Source organism: Sphingomonas kyeonggiensis (genome assembly GCF_014204495.1).
Taxonomy (GTDB): domain Bacteria; phylum Pseudomonadota; class Alphaproteobacteria; order Sphingomonadales; family Sphingomonadaceae; genus Sphingomonas; species Sphingomonas kyeonggiensis_A.
Map to the genome: position 1 here is coordinate 51,361 of NZ_JACHLN010000005.1, position 18,530 is coordinate 69,890.

General features: G+C 63.5%; 18 protein-coding genes. 17 read left to right on the forward strand and 1 reads right to left on the reverse strand.

Going from position 1 to position 18,530, the window contains the following annotated elements; translation table 11 throughout:
* Positions 1-5 precede the first annotated feature (5 nt).
* The 3 genes from HNP52_RS21905 (at position 6) to HNP52_RS21915 (ending at position 3,589) form a co-directional block, all read left to right on the forward strand.
* On the forward strand, positions 6-884 hold the full coding sequence (locus tag HNP52_RS21905) for an alpha/beta fold hydrolase (protein WP_260396323.1): 879 nt from the start codon (positions 6-8) through the stop codon (positions 882-884).
* Between the two features lie 103 nt (positions 885-987).
* Positions 988-1,518, forward strand: coding sequence for a VOC family protein (locus HNP52_RS21910; protein WP_184170865.1), 531 nt, complete (start codon positions 988-990; stop codon positions 1,516-1,518).
* Positions 1,519-1,666: 148 nt separating this feature from the next.
* Positions 1,667-3,589 carry a methyl-accepting chemotaxis protein gene (locus HNP52_RS21915; RefSeq protein ID WP_260396324.1) on the forward strand — a complete coding sequence of 641 codons (1,923 nt, stop codon included), beginning with the start codon at positions 1,667-1,669 and terminating at the stop codon, positions 3,587-3,589.
* 657 nt (positions 3,590-4,246) lie between these two features.
* On the opposite strand, the gene HNP52_RS21920 is transcribed toward HNP52_RS21915, so the two are convergent.
* Positions 4,247-5,137, reverse strand: coding sequence for an alpha/beta fold hydrolase (locus HNP52_RS21920; RefSeq protein ID WP_184170868.1), 891 nt, complete (start codon positions 5,135-5,137; stop codon positions 4,247-4,249).
* Between the two features lie 520 nt (positions 5,138-5,657).
* On the opposite strand from HNP52_RS21920, the gene HNP52_RS21925 reads away from it, so the two are divergent.
* From HNP52_RS21925 to HNP52_RS21990, 14 genes are all read left to right on the forward strand, one after another.
* Positions 5,658-5,954: a DUF736 domain-containing protein gene (locus HNP52_RS21925; RefSeq protein ID WP_184170871.1), complete on the forward strand. Its 297-nt coding sequence runs from the start codon at positions 5,658-5,660 to the stop codon at positions 5,952-5,954.
* A gap of 212 nt (positions 5,955-6,166) precedes the next feature.
* Entirely contained in the window at positions 6,167-6,394 is a 228-nt protein-coding gene (locus HNP52_RS21930; RefSeq protein ID WP_184170874.1) for an AlpA family transcriptional regulator, read from the forward strand.
* On the forward strand, positions 6,387-6,956 hold the full coding sequence (locus HNP52_RS21935) for a S26 family signal peptidase (RefSeq protein WP_184170877.1): 570 nt from the start codon (positions 6,387-6,389) through the stop codon (positions 6,954-6,956). The genes HNP52_RS21930 and HNP52_RS21935 overlap by 8 nt, the downstream gene beginning before the upstream one ends.
* The gene (locus HNP52_RS21940; protein ID WP_184170880.1) at positions 6,944-7,576 is read left to right on the forward strand and encodes a lytic transglycosylase domain-containing protein; all 633 of its coding nucleotides are present in this window, start codon (positions 6,944-6,946) and stop codon (positions 7,574-7,576) included. The genes HNP52_RS21935 and HNP52_RS21940 overlap by 13 nt, the downstream gene beginning before the upstream one ends.
* Positions 7,573-7,917: a hypothetical protein gene (locus HNP52_RS21945; RefSeq protein WP_184170883.1), complete on the forward strand. Its 345-nt coding sequence runs from the start codon at positions 7,573-7,575 to the stop codon at positions 7,915-7,917. Before HNP52_RS21940 ends, HNP52_RS21945 begins: the two co-directional genes overlap by 4 nt.
* Positions 7,914-9,881, forward strand: a complete 1,968-nt coding sequence (gene rlxS, locus HNP52_RS21950; RefSeq protein ID WP_184170886.1) for a relaxase/mobilization nuclease RlxS — start codon at positions 7,914-7,916, stop codon at positions 9,879-9,881. The genes HNP52_RS21945 and rlxS overlap by 4 nt, the downstream gene beginning before the upstream one ends.
* 48 nt (positions 9,882-9,929) lie before the next feature.
* A complete protein-coding gene (locus HNP52_RS21955; protein WP_260396325.1) occupies positions 9,930-10,121 on the forward strand; it encodes a DUF6771 family protein in 192 nt (63 codons plus the stop codon).
* Positions 10,122-10,167: 46 nt separating this feature from the next.
* Positions 10,168-11,073, forward strand: a complete 906-nt coding sequence (locus HNP52_RS21960; RefSeq protein WP_184170892.1) for a HEPN domain-containing protein — start codon at positions 10,168-10,170, stop codon at positions 11,071-11,073.
* Positions 11,070-11,282, forward strand: a complete 213-nt coding sequence (locus HNP52_RS21965) for a hypothetical protein (protein WP_184170895.1) — start codon at positions 11,070-11,072, stop codon at positions 11,280-11,282. The genes HNP52_RS21960 and HNP52_RS21965 overlap by 4 nt, the downstream gene beginning before the upstream one ends.
* Before the next feature lie 190 nt (positions 11,283-11,472).
* Positions 11,473-12,594: a hypothetical protein gene (locus HNP52_RS21970; protein WP_184170897.1), complete on the forward strand. Its 1,122-nt coding sequence runs from the start codon at positions 11,473-11,475 to the stop codon at positions 12,592-12,594.
* Positions 12,595-12,597: 3 nt separating this feature from the next.
* Positions 12,598-14,502, forward strand: coding sequence for a hypothetical protein (locus tag HNP52_RS21975; protein WP_184170899.1), 1,905 nt, complete (start codon positions 12,598-12,600; stop codon positions 14,500-14,502).
* Position 14,503: 1 nt separating this feature from the next.
* A complete protein-coding gene (locus tag HNP52_RS21980) occupies positions 14,504-15,640 on the forward strand; it encodes a hypothetical protein (protein ID WP_184170902.1) in 1,137 nt (378 codons plus the stop codon).
* Positions 15,637-17,610, forward strand: a complete 1,974-nt coding sequence (locus tag HNP52_RS21985; protein ID WP_184170905.1) for an HAD hydrolase family protein — start codon at positions 15,637-15,639, stop codon at positions 17,608-17,610. The genes HNP52_RS21980 and HNP52_RS21985 overlap by 4 nt, the downstream gene beginning before the upstream one ends.
* Positions 17,582-18,526 carry a carbohydrate kinase family protein gene (locus tag HNP52_RS21990; RefSeq protein ID WP_184170908.1) on the forward strand — a complete coding sequence of 315 codons (945 nt, stop codon included), beginning with the start codon at positions 17,582-17,584 and terminating at the stop codon, positions 18,524-18,526. The genes HNP52_RS21985 and HNP52_RS21990 overlap by 29 nt, the downstream gene beginning before the upstream one ends.
* Positions 18,527-18,530: the final 4 nt, after the last annotated feature.

The following is an 18,530-nucleotide window of genomic DNA, read 5'->3' on the forward strand; positions in this document are numbered from 1 at the left end:
TCTGTTTGAACGTCCCCATCGGATTGGAAGCGATGATGATCGCAGCTTTGAACGGGTTTACCCAGCAGTTGGTGCCGGTGAATGGCATCAAGATCAACGCCGTCACGGGAGGTTCCGGCCCGGCGGTCCTGCTACTTCACGGCTGGCCGGAAACCTGGTGGGAATGGCACAAGGTGATGCCGCTCCTTGCCGAGCATTTCAGCGTGGTGGCGATCGATCTGCGGGGCGCGGGCTTTTCCGACTGTCCGCTGGACGGCTATGACAAGGCGACCATGGCGCGCGACGCTCACGAAGTCATGACTGCCCTCGGGCATGAACATTACGCCGTGTGCGGACATGATATCGGCGGAATGGTCGCCTTGCCGCAGGCGGCCATCTATCGGGAAGCGGTCACTCACTTGGCCGTCCTCGACGTTCCGCTTCCCGGCTGGACCAAATGGGAGGCGACGACCGCGAGGCTCTGGCACTTCAGCTTCCACATGAACCGGGATCTGCCCGAGCGCCTGATCCATGGCCGTGAATATGACTATATTTCGACCTTCATGGCTGAGCGGTTCTACGATCACAGCACCTTCAATCCGGCAGACGTAGAGATCTACGCCAAGGCGATGGCGCTCCCTGGCCGCACCCGCGGCGGCATGGAATGGTACCGCACCCTGGACGCCGACCACGCGGTCGCGCTCGAATACAAGAAGCAACCGCTCGAGATACCGGTGCTGGGTCTCGGTGGGGATCAGCGCTTCGGTGCGCAGATGGTGCCGATGCTCAAGGAGTTCGCCACCAATGTGACGGGCGGCTCGATCGCACGATGCAGCCACTATGTCGCGGACGAACGGCCGGCTGAAGTCGCCGCCGCCCTGATCGAGTTCCTCAAGGCCGATTGAAATTCGGCGCCCGGGCAATCGAGGCCCGGTCGGATCGCTAAGCCGCGGGCGAATCGCACCGGCGGCGATCGCAATGGATCGAGCAACAGCAAAGGAGACTGTCATGACCGCACCTGTCATTCGCGGCGTCAATCATATCGGCATCACGGTGCCCGATATCGAAGCAGCAAAGTCGTTCCTGGTGGAGGCTTTTGGCGGCCAGGTGATCTACCAGTCTTTCGGCCCCCAGGATCCGCCGCGGCAGGGTCCGGAGTTCGAGCGGGCGGTCGGCGCTTTCCCTGGAACGGTCGTCCGTGGTCAGGCTATGGTGAAGATCGGGACCGGGCCGGACATCGAGCTGTTCGAAATGCATGGGCCGGAACAAGCCCAGCCGATCCGGGCGAGCGACTTCGGCATCACGCACTTCGCGCTCTACACCGACGATATCGACGCATCGGTCGAGCGCTTCGAGAAGGCGGGGGGCACACCGCTCACCGCGCCGCGCGCCATTCCCTATGCAACGGAGAAGGGCCCTGGAAACAAGGTCTGCTACTGCCGCATGCCATGGGGCACGACGATGGAATTCATCACTACGCCCGATCGCATGGCCTATCATGACCAGACGGATTTGCGCCGGTGGCAGGACGAGGACTGAGCGGGACCAAAGCCGCCCGAGCGCTTCCGCCCCAACCCCGGTCGTTCAAGGCGACAATCCCTCCTCTAGGAAGCGGACGGTATATCGCAAGCTTAAGATAGGTGAGCATTCAGCCTAGAACTAATTGGGGCTCTCGGCATGCATCGGCATGCGCCTGACCTATAAAACCATAATGAGCGCGCGATGCGCCTTATGTGAGAAGGCATGGGGTGGGCTGATCATGGTGGAGATTTTCAATAGCTGGCGGCTGTCGAAGAAGATGCTGGTCGCCTTCGCAGTAATCGGCTTCCTCCTTGCGAGCGTTACCGCAGCAGGCATCTTCGCGATGTGGGAGCTGGGTGCTATCGCCACCCGGCATGTCGAACGCGGCATCGGCGGGACCGAGGCGCTTGGCCGGCTCACCTCAGCGCTGCGTGAGCACCGGATCATCATCTGGTCGCAGACGAGCGCAACTAGCCCACAAGAGGAGCGCAGCTACCAGGATCGCTTCGAAAAGAACAAGCGGGATATAGCCGACGCGCTCGGACACTACGCGCCGCTTGCTGGAGAGCTCTCACCCAAGCTGGATGCTCTCAAGCGCAACATCACCGCCCTTGAGCAAGTGAACGCGCGCATCTTCGAGCTTCACCGCCAAGGTGCGGGCGCAGAACTGCCCCTCATCAAGGGTGAGGGACGTCGTGCTTCGGAGACCGCCCTCGGCAGCGCGGTGGACCTGGTTGCCGCCCATCAGGCCCGCGCCAAGGTCAACAATGAGAAGGGGCAAGCCTTCTCGGCAAAGGTCTTCGCTGCCGTCCTGGCATTGGCCGCCTTCGGCATGGCGATGCTGTTCGCGATCTGGCGTCTGATTGGTAAGACCGTCTCCACTCCAATGGCCGAACTGTCGAAGGCGACAAAGACGCTGGCCGAAGGCGGCGAGGCGGTGGTGCCGCACCGCGCGCGTGCGGACGAACTCGGCGAAGTCGCGCAGGCGGTCGAGCAGTTCCGCATAGCAGCCGTCTCGCGTGCAGAGACGGACGCTCGGGCTGCCGCTGAGCAGGAAGTCGTCACCAGCTCGCTGCGCGATGGCCTGAGTGCACTGAGCGAAGGGGACTTGGCGTGCGAAATCACCCGCGACTTCCCGAGCGGCTATGCCGAACTCAAGTACAACTTCAACGCGGCGCTCGGCTCCCTACGCGGCCTGATCGGCGCGTTAATGGAGAGCACGGCAACCATTCGGACCGGATCGGGCGAGATCGCGCAGGCATCTGAGGACCTGGCACGCCGCACCGAAGCTAACGCCGCGAGCCTCGAGGAGACCTCGGCTGCCATCGCGCAGATCGATGGTCGTCTCAAGGCAACGGCCGAAGCCGCCGAGCGGACGGTCGCGCGTGCTGATGGCGCCATCACCACCGTGACCGGTGGCCGCGGCATCGCCGACGAGGCTGTAGAGGCGATGAACCGCGTCAGCGAGAGCGCCAAGGGCATCGACGACGTCATTGAGGGCCTGGACAAGATCGCGTTCCAGACTCGCGTGCTTGCGATGAACGCCGCGGTCGAGGCCGGCCGCGCCGGCGAAGCCGGGCGCGGCTTCGCAGTCGTCGCCGACCTCGTCTCTGCCCTCGCCATGCGGGCTGAGGAGGAAGCCGGACGGGCACGCGAGCAGCTTACCGCCACACGAACCGACATCGTCGCAGCGGTCGAGATGGTCCAGAAGGTCGACGGCGCGCTGGCGGATATCTCCAGTGACGTCGGCGAAGTCCACGCGCTGCTCGGCCAGATGGCCAATGACAACCAGGCGCAATCGACGGCGATCACTCAGATCTCCGTGGCGGTTGGCACGATGGACCAGTCCACCCAGCAGAATGCTGCCATGGTCGAAGAGACCTCCGCAGCCGCTCGAAATCTCAGCGTCGAAGTCACGGCGCTGAGCGAACAGGCCGAGAAGTTCAACCTCGGGGCCGACACCGGGCCCGCGTCGCGAGAGACGCGAGCCCCGCGGACCAGCCCCCGCACACGTCCGATCCTTGCCCCCCGTAGCCGCACCCCCATGCTCGCGGGTGCTTCGGCTGCCGGAGACTGGGCAAGCTTCTGACGTGCCGGAAGGTGGCGGCCAGGGCATCCCCCTCCAAGGCTCTGGCCGTCACCTTTCGAGAAAGAAGACTATGTTCCCGGCGGCTAAAAGGCAGCCTGACAGGAGCCGCCCAGTTGCGGACGTCGGCATCCATTCGAACGGGTCCCGAAAGCGGAATACCCCAGCTAATTAGCAGTTGTGTCCGGATAGTCGGACGGGCGACGCCCCTTTGGCAGAGAGACGGAGCCGCCTTGGCACGTGTGGTAGTGGATCCGGTTCGGACCGTCGCCAGGGCAGTGGAAGCCGCCACTGCTGTAGATCGCGCCTGAGTTGGGTGGTCCGGTCAGCTGCTTTCCAGCGAGCAATCCGGATGCGGCAATTATTGCGCAAGCCGAGAGCACGACCGCCCCCGCCGCGGCTGAGAAAATGATCCTGAACCGCAAAGGTTGGGCCGTTCTCCACATACACTTATCATACCGCGCAACTCGCCCACGTTCCACTTTCGTCGCGAAATCTGACCGGCACGGGGTGGTGCTTACGCGCCCGGGGCCGCCAGTTCGCTTTCCCACCCACTAGCGGCCTTTCAACAGAGTTAGATGAAACGAAATGCGTTCTTCAAAGCGGACTAGCCAAACGCTTTCGCGCCGGGGCTCGGGGCGCGACGGCCGCGCGGACCCATTATCGAACTACGTGCTCCCGGACCGCCGCGACACCTTGAAGGATGCTGTCGACTACGAACTTCGGTGCTTCGTGCGGCAGGCCATGGCCGGCGCGTTCGGCAACGTTCTGATGCGCATTGGTCGACAGCGACAGATATCCGCGCTGCATGCGCTGCGTTGCGTCTTCCAGCTTGACGGCGAGCGGCTCCGACAATCCCGGCACCATCCGGAAGCGGGGGCTGTGCGTAGCGATAATGACCGGCTTGCTGCCGAGCGAGGTGAGGAGATGTGCTTGCCTGGCGCTTGCCCGCATATCCAGGCGTTCTTCGTTCTTACTGGGATCTGTCTGCATGGTGATGAGGAAGGAGCGTGCGTCGGTGACGGCCTTTTCCTCGCCCTGGGCGGGTGCGGGCAACAGCGCGAGCCATTTCGAAAATTGATCGGGATGCGTCGTCGACACCAGCACGAGCCCGGCGGTGTCGGATGGATATTTGGCTGCGAACACCTGCGCGTGGAGCCCGCCTACCGAGTGGCCAACCAGAAGATAGGGCCCCTTTATCCCGGCGGAGGACAGCGCGGCGTGCAGATCGGCTGCGAAATCGAGGCTGGAGCGCGACCCTGACGGTGCCGGATCGCTCCCGCCGAGCCCCGCCCGATCGTATAGGCAAACTCGCGTAACCGTGGCCACCTGGTCAGCAATGGCCTGCCAGCCCGGGTCTTCGACAGGCGCCGTTCCCATGCCCGCGTCGATCACCACGGCGGGACTGCCTGTGCCCTTGCAGGCTATGCGTATCGAGCGCCCACCTACATCGAAACGGCCATCGATCGGCCTGTCGTCGCTGGTAGCAGCTGTTGCGGACGAGAGGAGGGCAACCCAGGCGATGAGCTTGACGACGAGTGTCTGGTACATGCTGGTTCCCGGTCGAAAGCAAAAACATACGCGTCTGCGCGGACCCATGACAATGTCCGCTTTCGAAGACATCATCCGTAAAGCGCCCTGTCCGCTAACCACCCATTATCGGCCGTTTCGCCTTCGCGCGGAAAGCGGGCGTTTACGGTTCATGACCTAGCCAATGCCTGGCCGACCACACTGGGCGATGTTGATGCGCTGCCGTTTGCCCGATCGGCACGCCTGAAGCTTCTTTCGTTTCTCCGACATCTGTCCAGCCTGGACACCGTGCGGCCTTTCTCGATTGGGCTGTCTGGCGAAGCGGAGCGGGCCCGGTACCCGGGCCCTCGGCCTCATGCCCGCAACGGCTTCGCCGACTTTCTTCCCCGCCGCTTCGCGGCTCCTCGCGCAGCAAGAAACTCGGACTTTCGCGGTCCTCCGCGTTGCTCCGGCCCTTCGGGTGCGGACCGGCCGCCACCTCGCCTGATCGACGCCATCGAGGCCGCATCGGGCGGTCTCGAGGCAAGGACAGGAGACAATCATGGCTCAGATCGGCACCTTCACCCGCGACGAAAACGGCAATTTCGCGGGCACCATCAAGACCCTTTCGCTCAACTTGAAAGCCAGCATCCGCCCCTCGACCAAGGACCACGACCGCGCGCCCGATTACCGGGTTCATGTCGGCCAGATCGAGATCGGGGCCGCCTGGCGCAAGACCTCGAAGGAGGATCGCGACTATCTCTCGGTCAAGCTCGACGACCCCAGCCTGCCGGCGCCGATCTATGCGACGCTGGTCGAATCCGAGGGCGGCGAACACGCCATGATCTGGTCGCGCTGACCGGTCGACCGGCCCCGCCGCGGGTGACCGTGGCGGGGCTTCCATTCGCCGGACCGCATCGGACGGGGCGCGCTCGGGCACGCCGCTTGCTTGAGTGGATCGAATTCGCGGGGGGCCGTTCTTCGAGCCTCCGATCGCCGCCCCCGTTCGCCGATCCCCGCCGCAGCGACGGCGATTCCCGCTGCCGCCACCAGAACGAGGCAGTCGGCGCAATGGACGACGAGAACGCCCGGGCCGCCCAGGCACGGCGAGGAAGTCCCTTCCTCAATGCCGCCCAGGCTGCGCTCTATGTGGGGCTTTCCCCGCGCACGCTGGAGAAGATGCGTACCCGAGGCGGCGGCCCGCGCTTTCGCAAGCACGGCCGCTATGTCCGCTATCATATCGCCGATCTCGACCATTGGTCGGAGGCCAAATCGCACGCGACCACGCGCGATGCGTAGCCCCGGCGATCTTCCGCTCTTCCGTTGGGAAGACGCGCGCCGGCGCAAGCGCCAGGCGCGCAACCGGCGCCTGCGCCTGCTCGCCTTCGGCCTCGCCGGCGCCGCCGCGATTATGGTCCCGCCCATGTTCTCGCCGGTGCCGCGACTGGTGTGGAATGTCTCCGCGAGCGCACCGATGGGGCTCTATGCCGTCTCGCCCGGCGCACCGCTGGCGCGCGACGACATGGTCGCGGCGCGAACGCCTTTGGCGGTCCGCGCGCTCGCCGCCGAGCGCCGCTACGTCCCCGCCAATGTGCCGCTGGTAAAGCGCGTCGCGGCGGTGCCTGGCGACCGCGTCTGTGCCATTGGTGCTGTGATTTCGGTCAACGGGCAGGAGGCGGCGCGGCGCTTGGCGCGCGATCCATCGGGGCGGCCGATGCCCTGGTGGCGCGGCTGCAGGCCGCTCGGCGTCGACGAATATCTGCTCCTCATGCCCGCCGCCGCGTCGTTCGATGGCCGCTATTTCGGCCCCGTCCACGCCGGCGATATCCTCGGCAAGGCGGTGCCCCTATGGGGCCGCTGATCGCGATCGTGGCGGTTGCCCCGGCCGCGGTCGCCGCACAGGCGAAAGCCGATCCTGTCGCGCTATGGCATCCGCTGATCGTCGAGGCGTCGGCGCGGTTCGGCATTCCGGTCGACTGGATCTACCGGGTGATGCGCGCCGAAAGTGGCGGCCATGCGCTGCTCCGCGGCCGCCCGATCACCAGTCCCAAGGGCGCGATGGGGCTGATGCAGGTGATGCCTGCCACCTATGCCGACATCGCCCGGCGCTACGCGCTCGGGCCAGATCCCCATCTTCCCCGCGACAATATCCTGGCGGGCACGGCCTATCTGCGGCTGATGTACGACCGGTTCGGTTATCCCGGTCTTTTCGCCGCCTATAATGCAGGGCCGGAACGCTATGCGGCGCTCCTGCGGTCGGGGAAACGCCTGCCCGAGGAGACCAGACTTTATCTGGCGCGGATCGCCGGGGACACGCCGCCAGGCGTCCCGGCGCCGGCTTTCACGGCGCCTGTAGCCCCTCGCGTGACCCTGTTCTTCCCGCTCAATCGCGCGCCGGGGCAGGGCGATTCCACGTCGATTTCGGCGCCGGCCGGAGGCTTGTTCGTGCCCCTGCAAGGGCGATCGGTGCCGCCGAAATGATGCGGCTGGCGCCTCGTTTCGACCAGGTTTGCGCGACGTTCGCGCCGGATCGGAAGGCGGGCGGGGCGGGAGGTCATTGGCAGGTGGTCGGAGGTGGGCAGGGGAAGGAGCGGGAGAAGGGCGAAGGCAAGATAAAGCAATGGCACCATGCCGCCCTTGTCTGGGCGGCAAGTGCTTGTCTGCACATCGTTTTTGCGATCCTTGGTTTGGCGCCATGTCGTTTGGCGATGGCGCTATCTCGCCGGAGAACCGCGGAAATTGGCCATTCTTATGGCGCCATAGGCGTGGGCGTGCTGCGATCGGGTGCTTCCCGGGCGCTGCCCCATGCGGACTTCCAATGAGCGACGACGAGGAATTCGAACCCCGGCTCGGCAGGATGCGGGCGCGGGGTTCGACGCGCGGCCGGAAATATCTCCATCAGGTGCTTCAGGCGGCGGCGCTCGCGACGACCGGCAAGGTGGTCGGGCGGACCTTCCACGGCAGCCGGATCGGGCGCGGGGCAGGCGCCGGCCGCATCCTTGCCAGCCGCGATGCGCTCGGGCGGTTCCGTCAGCGCCGCGTGATCATCAAGTCGCGCGTGGCTCGGCTCGCCGGGCGCGGCATGCAGGGTGCCCGCGCGCATCTGCGCTATCTTCAGCGTGACGGTGTCACCCGCGAGGGTGATCCCGGCAGGCTCTACGGCGCCGAGCAGGACGAAGTGGACGGCAAGGCGTTCCTCGACCGTGCGGCCGACGACCGGCATCAGTTCCGCTTCATCGTCTCGGCCGAGGATGGCGCCGAATATACCGACCTCAAACCGCTGACCCGCAGGCTGATGGCGCAGATGGAAGCGGATCTGGGCACTAGGCTCGACTGGGTCGCGGTCGACCATTTCAACACCGGCCATCCGCACACCCATATCCTGCTGCGCGGACGCGACGACAGCGGCAAGGATCTGGTCCTTGCCCGCGAATATCTCTCGACCGGCATGCGCGAGCGCGCCGCGGAGATCGTCGAACTCGATCTGGGGCCACGGTCCGACCGTGAGATCCAGCGCCGGCTTCTCCGAGAAGTCGAGCAGGATCGCTGGACGAGTCTGGATCGCCAGCTCGTCGCCGGCATCGGCGAGGAAGGCTGGACCAGCCCGGCGCATCAGTCGCCGGTGCTGCAGGCCGCACTCACCGGCAGGCTCGCCAGGCTCGAGCGCATGGGCCTTGCCGAACAGTCGGTGCCGGGCCGCTGGCGGCTCGACCCCGACCTGGAGGCGACGCTGCGCGAAATGGGCGAGCGCGGCGACATCATCAAGGCGATGCACCGCGTGTTGGTGCGGCAGTCACCGGAGGCACAGGAACAGGACTTTGCCCGGTTCGTGCCGCGCCTCGAACCCCGGCCGGTGGTGGGCCGCGTCCTGGGGCGCGGCCTATCCGACGAGCTGCGCGACCGTCACTATCTGCTCGTCGATGCGACCGATGGCTGCATCCATCGTGTCGATATCGGTCGCGGCGACGCGCTCGAGCCGCTGCCTGAAGGCGCGGTCGTCCGGATCGAGCCGCGGGTGGCCCAAGTCCGGCCCGCGGACCGCGTCGTCGCCGAGGTCGCCGCTGCCCATGACGGGCGCTACAGCGTCGACCTTCACCTGCGCCACGATCCGTCGGCCACGCAGGCCATTGCCGAGACGCATGTCCGTCGGCTCGAGGCGATGCGCCGGCTGGCGGGGATCGTCGAGCGCGAGCCTGACGGCGGCTGGCGCATCGCCGCCGATCATCTCGCCCGCGCCGAAGCGTTCGAGCAGCGGCAGCTGCGCGACCGGCCCGTCGCGGTCGAGATCCTGTCGCGCCTGCCGATCGAGCAGCAGGTGGGTGCCGATGGCGCGACCTGGCTGGATCGACAGCTGACATCGGCGGATCCGGTACCGCTGGGCGAGGCTGGGTTCGGTGCGGCGGCGCGCGAGGCGCAGCGGCTGCGCCTGCGCTGGCTGATGGCGGAAGGCCTGGCGGAGGAGAAGGGCGGGGCGCCGGTCTTCCGCCCGGACCTGATCGAGCAGCTGCGCCGCCGCGAACTGCTGGGCGTCGCCGGGCAGCTGGGCGAGGAGCTCGGCCTGCGCTTCGTCGAGGCCAGGCCGGGCACGCAGGTCGAGGGCGTGCTGCGCCGCCATGTCGATACGGCGAGCGGTCGCTATGGCGTGGTCGCAAAAGCCAAGGAATTCACGCTGGTGCCGTGGCGGCCGGTGCTCGAGCATCGGATTGGCAAGCCGATATCCGGAATGATGCGCGAACGCGGCGTCTCCTGGACGGTAGATCGCGGCCGTGGGCCATCGATCTCGTGACTTGGCAATGTTCTTGGTTTGTGCCATTTTTGCGGCATGGAACGACTCATGCCCGCACCACCCGTAGAGGCGATCTCGACGGCCATCCTCGGCGCGCCCGGCTGGGCGCGCGTCGGCATCACCATGCCGGACGGTCGCCTGCGCGCGCAGGCCGCGGATGCCTTGGCGCGCGCGATCGTGCATGGCCTCTGGCATATCCCGGACACAGCAAGCGAGGATCAGCTGGCGCTGCCGATGTGATGCCATTTGGGCTTGCATCGGCGTGCGAACACGCGAACCTAGGCCTATGAAAACCGACCTCGATCACCTTCCCGAACGCAAGCGGCGCGAGCTGGAGCAGGTCGTGAAGATCCTGTTCGAGGAATTCGAGGACGCGCTCGCCGGGCGCAACGCGCCGCACCGCAAGGCCGGGCGCATCCTCAAGGTCATCCTGTTCGGATCCTATGCGCGCGGCGATTGGGTCGAGGATCCGGTCGGCGGCTATTTCTCGGATTTCGATCTGCTCGTCGTCGTGAACCATGACGAGCTGGCCGACGTCGCGGAATATTGGACCGCAGCCGAGGACCATCTCGTGCGCGAATATGTCACGACCAAGCGGCTCAAGACCCAAGTCGGCTTCATCGTCCACAGCCTGACCGACGTGAACCGCCAGCTGAAGCACGGCCGCTACTTCTTCACCGACATCGTGCGGGATGGGATCGCGCTGTACGAGGCGCCTGACCATCCGTTTGCGCAACCGGAACCGCTTTCCGAAGCCGCGGCAGTGGAGGAAGCGCGGGGATACTTCGACAAGTGGTTTCCCAGCGCAGAGGGATTCCTTGACACATCGCGTTACGCGACGGGAAAAGGACGCCTGAACGAGGCCGCTTTTCTGCTGCATCAGGCAACTGAGCGCTTCTATCACTGCCTTCTGCTGGTCCGGACGCTATACAGCCCGAAGTCGCACAAGCTGAATTTCCTGCGCGACCTATGCGAGGAACTGGAACCCCGCGTGATCGCCGCCTGGCCCCGCGACACCAAGTTCGCGCAGCGCTGCTTCGAGCTACTGCGTCGCGCTTATGTCGATGCGCGCTATTCGCCCCACTACAAGATCACGGCCGAGGAACTGGCTTGGCTGATCGAGCGCGTGACGATCCTCCAGGATCTCGTGCGAACCGCCTGCGACGAGCGCCTCCGGGGCGAACCGACATGACCGTCCTCGACGATGTCGCCAAATTCGTGACGCGCCTGTCTCCGGAGGCAGTCTGCGACGACTGCATCACCGAGAAACTTCAGCTCAGCATTCGCCAGCACGCCAACCACAAGACACGCGAGCTGGCCGGCACGGATGGATTCGAGCGGCGGAAGGCTGAGTGCAGCCTTTGCGGCACTCAGAAGCTGGTGATCCGGCGCAACGCCTAACTGGGCGGCTTAGATCGACGATTGTCCCTGTGGTGAGAATGACGAAAATTCGATGGTTTGGTTCGTTTCGGACCAAATTGAATTCGTTCAATTTTCGCCTCGATTACGAAGCGCGTTGCGAAGCAGTCATCGAGCGGTAATAGTCGCGCTGGGGGACGACCTGAGATCCGGGTCGAGATCAGGCGAAAACATGAACCTGCTGGGGCTGAAACTAATCGCCAACATCATGGACTGGTCGGATGACGGTGTGGCGACCTCTGAATATAATTGGCTGCAGCTGATGGCGTCTGTGAAATATGACGGCTACAGCGATTTCCGCGCCGGATCGCGGTTTATCGAGAATCTCGCCACATGGCTCAAGCAGTTCGAGCCGGCGGACCGGCAAACCGCATATGATTTCGTGAAACACCGGCTGGTCTATATCTCAGGTGCCGAGATGCAGCGTGCGATCGAGGCATTTTTCCCCGAAACCGTGACCCCATTTTTCCGCCGGCTCGCCGCGGAGAAGGCGGGAATCCAACCCCATGAGGTCTGGGGAAATCGGGAGGGGAGCGAGGCGTTCGAGCGAATCCTGCGCCGAACCCTCTTTGTGGGTTTGAGCGATGGCAGCCGGATCGACATCCTACGGCGCGCCAATTCGAGCCGCATCTCGCAGGAACAGGTCGTGCCGATGATGAACATCGGGCCCGAAAAGTGGACCGACTTGGGAAAAAAAATTCGGGAGCGCGATCCAAACGACGAGAAGTTCGAACAGGTATATCTGATCGACGATTTTACCGCGTCGGGCACGACCTTCATCCGCTTCAAGGATGACGAGTGGAAGGGGAAGCTCCAGAAATTCAATAAGATGGTTGGCAACGCGCGCGAATCTCTGAAGGATAAATTTCCGATCGCGGACAATTATGCCCTGCACATTCACCACTATGTGTCGACCACCCAGGCGCGCGAAGCGTTGCTCAAGCGAACCGAGGATGCGAACGCTGCTTGGGCCGACCGCACCTATGGCTCCATCTCGATCACCGAAGGGACCTTGCTCCCGGCGGGTCTCAAGCTAAGTCCGGGTACGGATGACGCGATGATCGCCCTGTGCGAGAAATACTATGATCACGGTCTTTTTTTGCGGCTGATCGAACATGCCGGTGAAGCGGAGCAAACCGACCTCAAAATGGGCTATGCCAATTGCGCCTTGCCGCTCGTGCTTGAGCATAACACACCGAACAATAGCATCCCGTTGCTCTGGGCCGAGACCCCCGGTGGGGAGCACGGGCCGGCGATGCGGCCCTTGTTCCGTCGCCGCGACAGGCACGGCTGATCCATGGCGAACCCTTTCCTGCGGCGCGCCACGGAGTTCATCCGCGATGACACGACGTTCCTCGAAATCGTCAGTCCCGCGCCGCTCACGACATTCCTGACCAACCATCCGCGCAAACCGGATCTATTCGACTTGCCGGTGCGCATTCTCGGCGCTCCAGGCAGCGGCAAGACCATGCTCGCCATGCTCGCGGAATTTCGGTTGGTCGAAGCGATTCTGCGCGACCTCACCAGCGAGACCAACAAGGACCTGGCGCAGGCGCTGGCCGGCGCGGGTTTCCTGGAGGACGGTAAGCCGAGAGTTGCGGCGGTGCGCGTGCCGATGGAGTCCGAATATCGCGACTTCTGGGAGCTCCCGTACGACGACGCGATCAAGACCAAGCTGGCGCTATGGCTCGTTCAGGCGCGGACCATGCTCGCGCTGTTGCGCGGATTGACCAATGGTGATCATCGCAAACTCGAGGACATTCGCTTCATTGCGCGCGACGCGTCTGAAGCACAGCTTGAGCAGATCGGCGGATTGACGGCGGCGGGAATCCGCGATCGCGCATTGGAGGTTCAGCGCGCGATCTATTCGATTGGCGCCAGCCTCCTCCCACCGAAGATAGATGATTTGCCACGGGAGGCGATCGATCCCTATCAGCCGTTCGAATGCATCCAGGAGATCGAGATCGACTGGATGGGCGAGCGGCATATCGTCAGGCCCGTCGCCATGCTGGATGACGTCCATTCGCTTCATCCCGACCAGTTCGAGCAAATGTTCACTGCACTGGCACGCCGTGAGATCAAGTTCGGGCGCTGGCTGATGATGCGGCTCGATGCCCTGAGCCCAAGTGCTGTGTTTCGTTCGGCGAAGAGTCTCGCGACGCACAATTTGAAGCCGGATCGGGATTTTATCGACGTCTTCATGCAGGGCGGGGAAAATCGCGCAAAGGAGCGCAAACGTTTCCGCGAAATGGCGGCGGACATGGCGGATCGCTATTTGCCGCGAGTTCAAGCGTTCCGAAATCGCAATGCTACCCAATTTCGACGCCTCGTACCCGACGAGCCGCCTCGATTATCGGAAGCGAAATTGAGGGAGCTTTCAGCCCAGGTCGATCGCGACCAGCGCCGTTTCGAAGTCACGCCGGCGCGACGCGAGAGCATCGAGGCGCTGGTTTCGGCTTATTTCACGGGCGCGCAATCAGGTGATCGCGAGACCGAGGTTGGGCTAGCGATGATACGAATTCTGATGGCGCGTTATGCGAACCGTGTCAGCAGTATGCAGGTTTCGCTGTTCGAGGATTTTGATCCGGACCCAAAGACGCCCCTCAAGGCCGATGCGGGCGTGGCGGAAGCGGCCCGGCTGCATTTGAACGAGCTTTCCGGCCGGGCACTGCACTATGGGTTCGACACGATCTGCGACTCAAGCAACGAGAACGCCGAGTTGTTTCTTCAACTCGCGGGCGCGCTCGTGGCACGCATGGAAACGCAGGCCATTCGTGGGCGCTCGCTAGCTTTGCTTGCTCCTGCCCAGCAGGATGTGCTGCGGAACAAAGCGATCGAGATCATGGACGGCTGGGCCTTCCCGTTCGCGCGTCATGTGCGCGCGATCGTCGACCATATCGGGCGCGAATGCCGGGAGGTCTCGCTCACTCCCAACGCCCGGCTGGGGTATGGCGCGAACGCGATCGGCATCCTCGAAAAGGATATCGGTGAATTGCTCGTGTCTTCGGACGAGCTTGCGCTGGTCCTGAAGTACGCGGTTGCGCATGGCGCCATCGAAGTGACGCGCGAATATGGTCAGGGCGGCAAAAGCTGGTGCCTGATCGAGATGAGCGGGATTGTTTGTCTGGCTCACGGCCTAACCCTGCGCCGCGGAGGGTTCCTTGAAAGGGACCTCGCCTATCTGCGCGAGATCGGAGGCTGAGATGGCGCGCCCGCACTGGCAGAACTGCGTCGCTCATTTTGACGACCAGGTGGGGACCTTCATCGGAGAGTATTTCAGCGAGCTGGATCGCCGTTGCCTGCTCGTGGCGGCAGCCGGTTTCGATCCGCGCTCGCGGCAGATCGCGACACTGCTTGCCGGAACTCTCGGTCGCCGGCTGCAGGGGCTCTTTATCCGTGAGGAGCGAGGAACGCCCGATGCAGGCCTTGTGACCGCTGCCGAGAGCAATGCGAAAGCGTTGCGCGCGACCGTGCCTTTGAGCGACGTTCAATCGGTTGAGATCTTCGGCAACGACAACGCGCCCGTCGCCGGCGCGCGTATCGCAGCGGTTATCGGCAGTTACGTCATCCCAGCCAATATCACCGACATTGTCCTCGACATGACGGCGCTCTCGATCGGGATCGGATTTCCGGCTGCCAAGCTGCTGCTGGAGCATTGCGAAAGCCGCGACATCGCCTTCCACATTATGATCGCGTCCAATCCCGAACTCGACGACGAGATTGCCAGCGAGCCCGGCGACCGGCCCATGGCGGTGCGCGGCTTCGCCGGCGTCGATCAAAGCGGGAGCCTGCTCGATGTCGCTCGGATCTGGATTCCACAGCTCGCCAAGGGGCGGTCAGCGGCGCTGAACGACATCGGGAGATCTGTCGGCGAGACCTATAAGATCTGTCCCGTGGTGCCGTTTCCCGCCCGTGACCCTCGCCGCGCCGACACACTGATAGCCGAATATGAAGCGCAGCTCGTCGATGAGTGGCAGGTCGATCCTCGCGACTTGGTTTACGTATCCGAGCACAATCCCCTCGATTGCTATCGCACGCTCAGCACTCTGAAGGCACGGTACGACGAAACAGTCGACGGGGTGTTTTCTCCTTCCATCGTATTGTCTCCGATCGGTAGTCGCGTCATGGCGGCCGGTGCGCTAATGGCGGCGCTCGAACATGACCTGCCGGTCCAATATATCGAGACAGTCCGTTATGACTTCGATCCCGCCAAGCCAAAGGGCGCCACGGAGCCGGACATGGTGGTTCACCTGTTGCTCTCTGGTCCTGCCTACCGCGAAATCGAGCCGGCGGTTCTAGAGGCAGATGAAACCCCAAGCGCTGATCAAGAGACATCATGACCAGATTTGCTGAGAAGCTCGACACCCTTTTGGGCACTGCCGAGCTTGTCGCGGCAACCAATCTCGATTCTCTTGCAGGGGCATTACGCGGCGGCCGCGCTCGGCCGACAATCGCGATTGGGTCGGGTGGTTCGGCGATCACCGCCCGGTATTTTGCGCGTTGCCGTGAGACGCTGTTTGCTCAGGGCACCGAGGTTGTGACCCCGGTCGAGTTCGTTTTGGGAAACCGTGATCTTGCCGCGCATGACGTGTGGTTATTCAGTGCTGGAGCCGACAATCCGGACAGCGTCGCAAGCGTAATCGCCGCGCGGGCCAGGGGTGCGGCGGTGCGTGTATTGACGCGCAACGTCGCCGGATCTGCGGCGGTTGCAGCGCGCGCGCAGGCTGGCTCGGAAATATTCGAAGTGCCCGTCATTGAAACCAAGGATGGCTTTCTTGCCACCCATTCACTCGTCGGGTCGGTGGTGGCGCTCCTTCTTGCCGCCGATCAGGTCTGCGACGACCCTATTGGAGAGGGATTGGCGGCCCGGGCTCTGCAGGATATCGCGTTGGCGCTGGCGCCTGAGGCGCGCGCCACGATGCGCGTCCGCTTTGCAGATTTGGGCCGCAACGACCTGCTACTGCTCATTGCCGATCCGGGGGTTCGCGCGATCGCAGAACTCATCGAGACCTCGGCGTGGGAGGCGGCTATCGGCCCGGTACAGCTAACCGACGTGCGAAACTTCGCCCATGGCCGACATAGCTGGTTGCATCATCGATCGAGAGAGACATTTGTTGTTGCGCTGACGGGGCACGAGACCCTCAAACTCTGGGAACGAGCCGCGGCAATCCTGCCGGATGTGCGCAACACTTCGCTTGATTTCGGCGACGGCGGACGCCTGCGCAATGCGATCGGCCTAGTCGAGGGGCTGACGATCGTAGAGTCGATGGGCGCGGCAGTTGGCATTGATCCTGGCAAACCGGGTATCGGGGACTTTGGTCGCGCGCTCTACGACGACGATGGATTGTTGACGGTTTCTCGTGAGTTGAGTCCTGCAATTCGCCACAAGCAAGCCGCACTTCTGGCGCGAGACGAGGCCGATGGGGCGGGGCGATCGATCAGGGCCGCTGCCGCTGAACGACGCGAGGCGCTTTCCTGCGCCGCGATCGGTGGGATCGTGCTCGACTATGACGGCACGATCATCAGCGACGAGGAGCGGTACGGCACGCCGCGTAAGGAGATCGTGGACGAGCTGGTGCGTCTCGATTCTATCGGCGTGAGGTTGGGCATCGCGACGGGACGAGGCGATTCCGGTGGGAAAGCATTGCGCGAGGTGCTTCCCGCGGAGCTCCATCCGCGCGTGACGATGGGTTACTACAACGGCGCTTATGTCCAACCGCTGACGGTCGATATAGAGAAAGCGCCTCCGCCGATCGACGCGGATCTCGCCGAAACCTTTGCTTGGCTCCAAGCTCAGCCGCAATTATTTGTTGGGGAGTTTGGGGGGCGGTTCAGCAACGTGCAGATATCGGTGAAGCTCGAGAATCTGGTGGATAATGGGGCATTTTTCACTGCCTTGAAGGCATGTGCTCCGGTCGAATCGGGCAGGGTCAAATTCGCCCGCTCTGGGCACAGCATCGATTTTTTCGCCGCGGGCACTTCAAAAAAGACCGTAATAGACCGGGTGCGAAACGGTCTGCCGGAGGATTCCGCGGTGCTGTGCGTCGGCGACAGCGGCGCCCGCTCCGGCAATGATCACGAGTTGCTGTCGCATTCTCTCGGGGTCAGCGTGGGGACCGTTTGTGGACGGCACGAGGGATGCTGGTCGTTGTTTGGAGCGGAGCTTACCGGTCCGGAAGCTTTGTTGCGCCTGCTCGGCTCCGTGCAACGTGACGTTCATGGGATCGTTCGTATCAACGTATCTGCGCTCGGACTCGATAGTTTTTGCGAAATGGGTACAAATGGAGAACATGATGCTCCAGCGGCGTGATTCGATCGATGTTGTTGGCACCGGCTTTACGGTCCTCGATCGGTTGTACGCGGATGGTGATTTCACTGCGGAGGCGCTGGGCGGCTCGTGCGGCAATGTCCTTGTGTCGCTCGCGATGCTTCGTCGGCAGGTCGCGCCCGTTCTTTCGCTTGGCTACGACGAGATCGGCGCGCAGCTGATCGATGAATTTCGCCTCGCCGGCGCGAACACGCGCTACATCTACCAGCATGAGGGTCGTCGTTCACCGGTCCTGCGTCAGGAACTCGACACTTTGTCGGGGCAGCACAGCTTCAGTTTCATTTGTCACGAGACGCTTGAGGAATACCCCCGGTACGAGCCCATTGGCCCCGCGGAAGTTCAATCCTCCCTGCATGCCTTTGAAGATTGCACGCTCTTCTACGCGGATCGGCTATCGCCTGCGATCCTGGACGCCATGGAGAGGGCGCATTTAGGCGGTGCGATCATATATTTCGAACCGTCGATCTTTGATGGGCCATTGTTCGATGAAGCACTGGCACTGACATCGATTCTGAAATATTCGTCAGATCGGCTGGGTGCGGAGCTCGATGAGCGCGTGGCAGCGAGTGCTGCCATAGCGATCGTCACGCACGGCGAAGACGGTCTTGAAGTCCGTCATGGTCACGAACGCGTATGGAGTGCGGCGATCCCGGCAGCGATAGTCATGGATGCCTGCGGGTCCGGTGATATGGTCAGTGTTGGTTTGATTGACTGGTTGCTGGCGCGACCGGCTTCCGTGCGGCACAGCTTGAGTATCCATGACTTGATGTCCGGAGTTGTCGCCGGTCAGCGCCTTGCTGCCGAGAATTGCGGCTTTGCGGGTGCGCGTGGCCTCTTCAAGCACCGCGATGCGGCCTATGTGCGGTCGTTACTGGGCGGCGCCCGCTACGATTTCTAGGGGT

Coding starts and splice junctions, on each gene's coding strand:
- HNP52_RS21925 (WP_184170871.1), top strand. CDS start 5,658: ATGGCTCAGATCGGCACCTTCACCCGCGACGAAAACGGCAATTTCGCG.
- HNP52_RS21970 (WP_184170897.1), top strand. CDS start 11,473: ATGAACCTGCTGGGGCTGAAACTAATCGCCAACATCATGGACTGGTCG.
- rlxS (WP_184170886.1), top strand. CDS start 7,914: ATGAGCGACGACGAGGAATTCGAACCCCGGCTCGGCAGGATGCGGGCG.
- HNP52_RS21990 (WP_184170908.1), top strand. CDS start 17,582: ATGGAGAACATGATGCTCCAGCGGCGTGATTCGATCGATGTTGTTGGC.
- HNP52_RS21940 (WP_184170880.1), top strand. CDS start 6,944: ATGGGGCCGCTGATCGCGATCGTGGCGGTTGCCCCGGCCGCGGTCGCC.
- HNP52_RS21935 (WP_184170877.1), top strand. CDS start 6,387: ATGCGTAGCCCCGGCGATCTTCCGCTCTTCCGTTGGGAAGACGCGCGC.
- HNP52_RS21920 (WP_184170868.1), bottom strand. CDS start 5,137: ATGTACCAGACACTCGTCGTCAAGCTCATCGCCTGGGTTGCCCTCCTC.
- HNP52_RS21915 (WP_260396324.1), top strand. CDS start 1,667: ATGCGCCTGACCTATAAAACCATAATGAGCGCGCGATGCGCCTTATGT.
- HNP52_RS21985 (WP_184170905.1), top strand. CDS start 15,637: ATGACCAGATTTGCTGAGAAGCTCGACACCCTTTTGGGCACTGCCGAG.
- HNP52_RS21980 (WP_184170902.1), top strand. CDS start 14,504: ATGGCGCGCCCGCACTGGCAGAACTGCGTCGCTCATTTTGACGACCAG.
- HNP52_RS21960 (WP_184170892.1), top strand. CDS start 10,168: ATGAAAACCGACCTCGATCACCTTCCCGAACGCAAGCGGCGCGAGCTG.
- HNP52_RS21910 (WP_184170865.1), top strand. CDS start 988: ATGACCGCACCTGTCATTCGCGGCGTCAATCATATCGGCATCACGGTG.
- HNP52_RS21955 (WP_260396325.1), top strand. CDS start 9,930: ATGCCCGCACCACCCGTAGAGGCGATCTCGACGGCCATCCTCGGCGCG.
- HNP52_RS21975 (WP_184170899.1), top strand. CDS start 12,598: ATGGCGAACCCTTTCCTGCGGCGCGCCACGGAGTTCATCCGCGATGAC.
- HNP52_RS21965 (WP_184170895.1), top strand. CDS start 11,070: ATGACCGTCCTCGACGATGTCGCCAAATTCGTGACGCGCCTGTCTCCG.
- HNP52_RS21930 (WP_184170874.1), top strand. CDS start 6,167: ATGGACGACGAGAACGCCCGGGCCGCCCAGGCACGGCGAGGAAGTCCC.
- HNP52_RS21945 (WP_184170883.1), top strand. CDS start 7,573: ATGATGCGGCTGGCGCCTCGTTTCGACCAGGTTTGCGCGACGTTCGCG.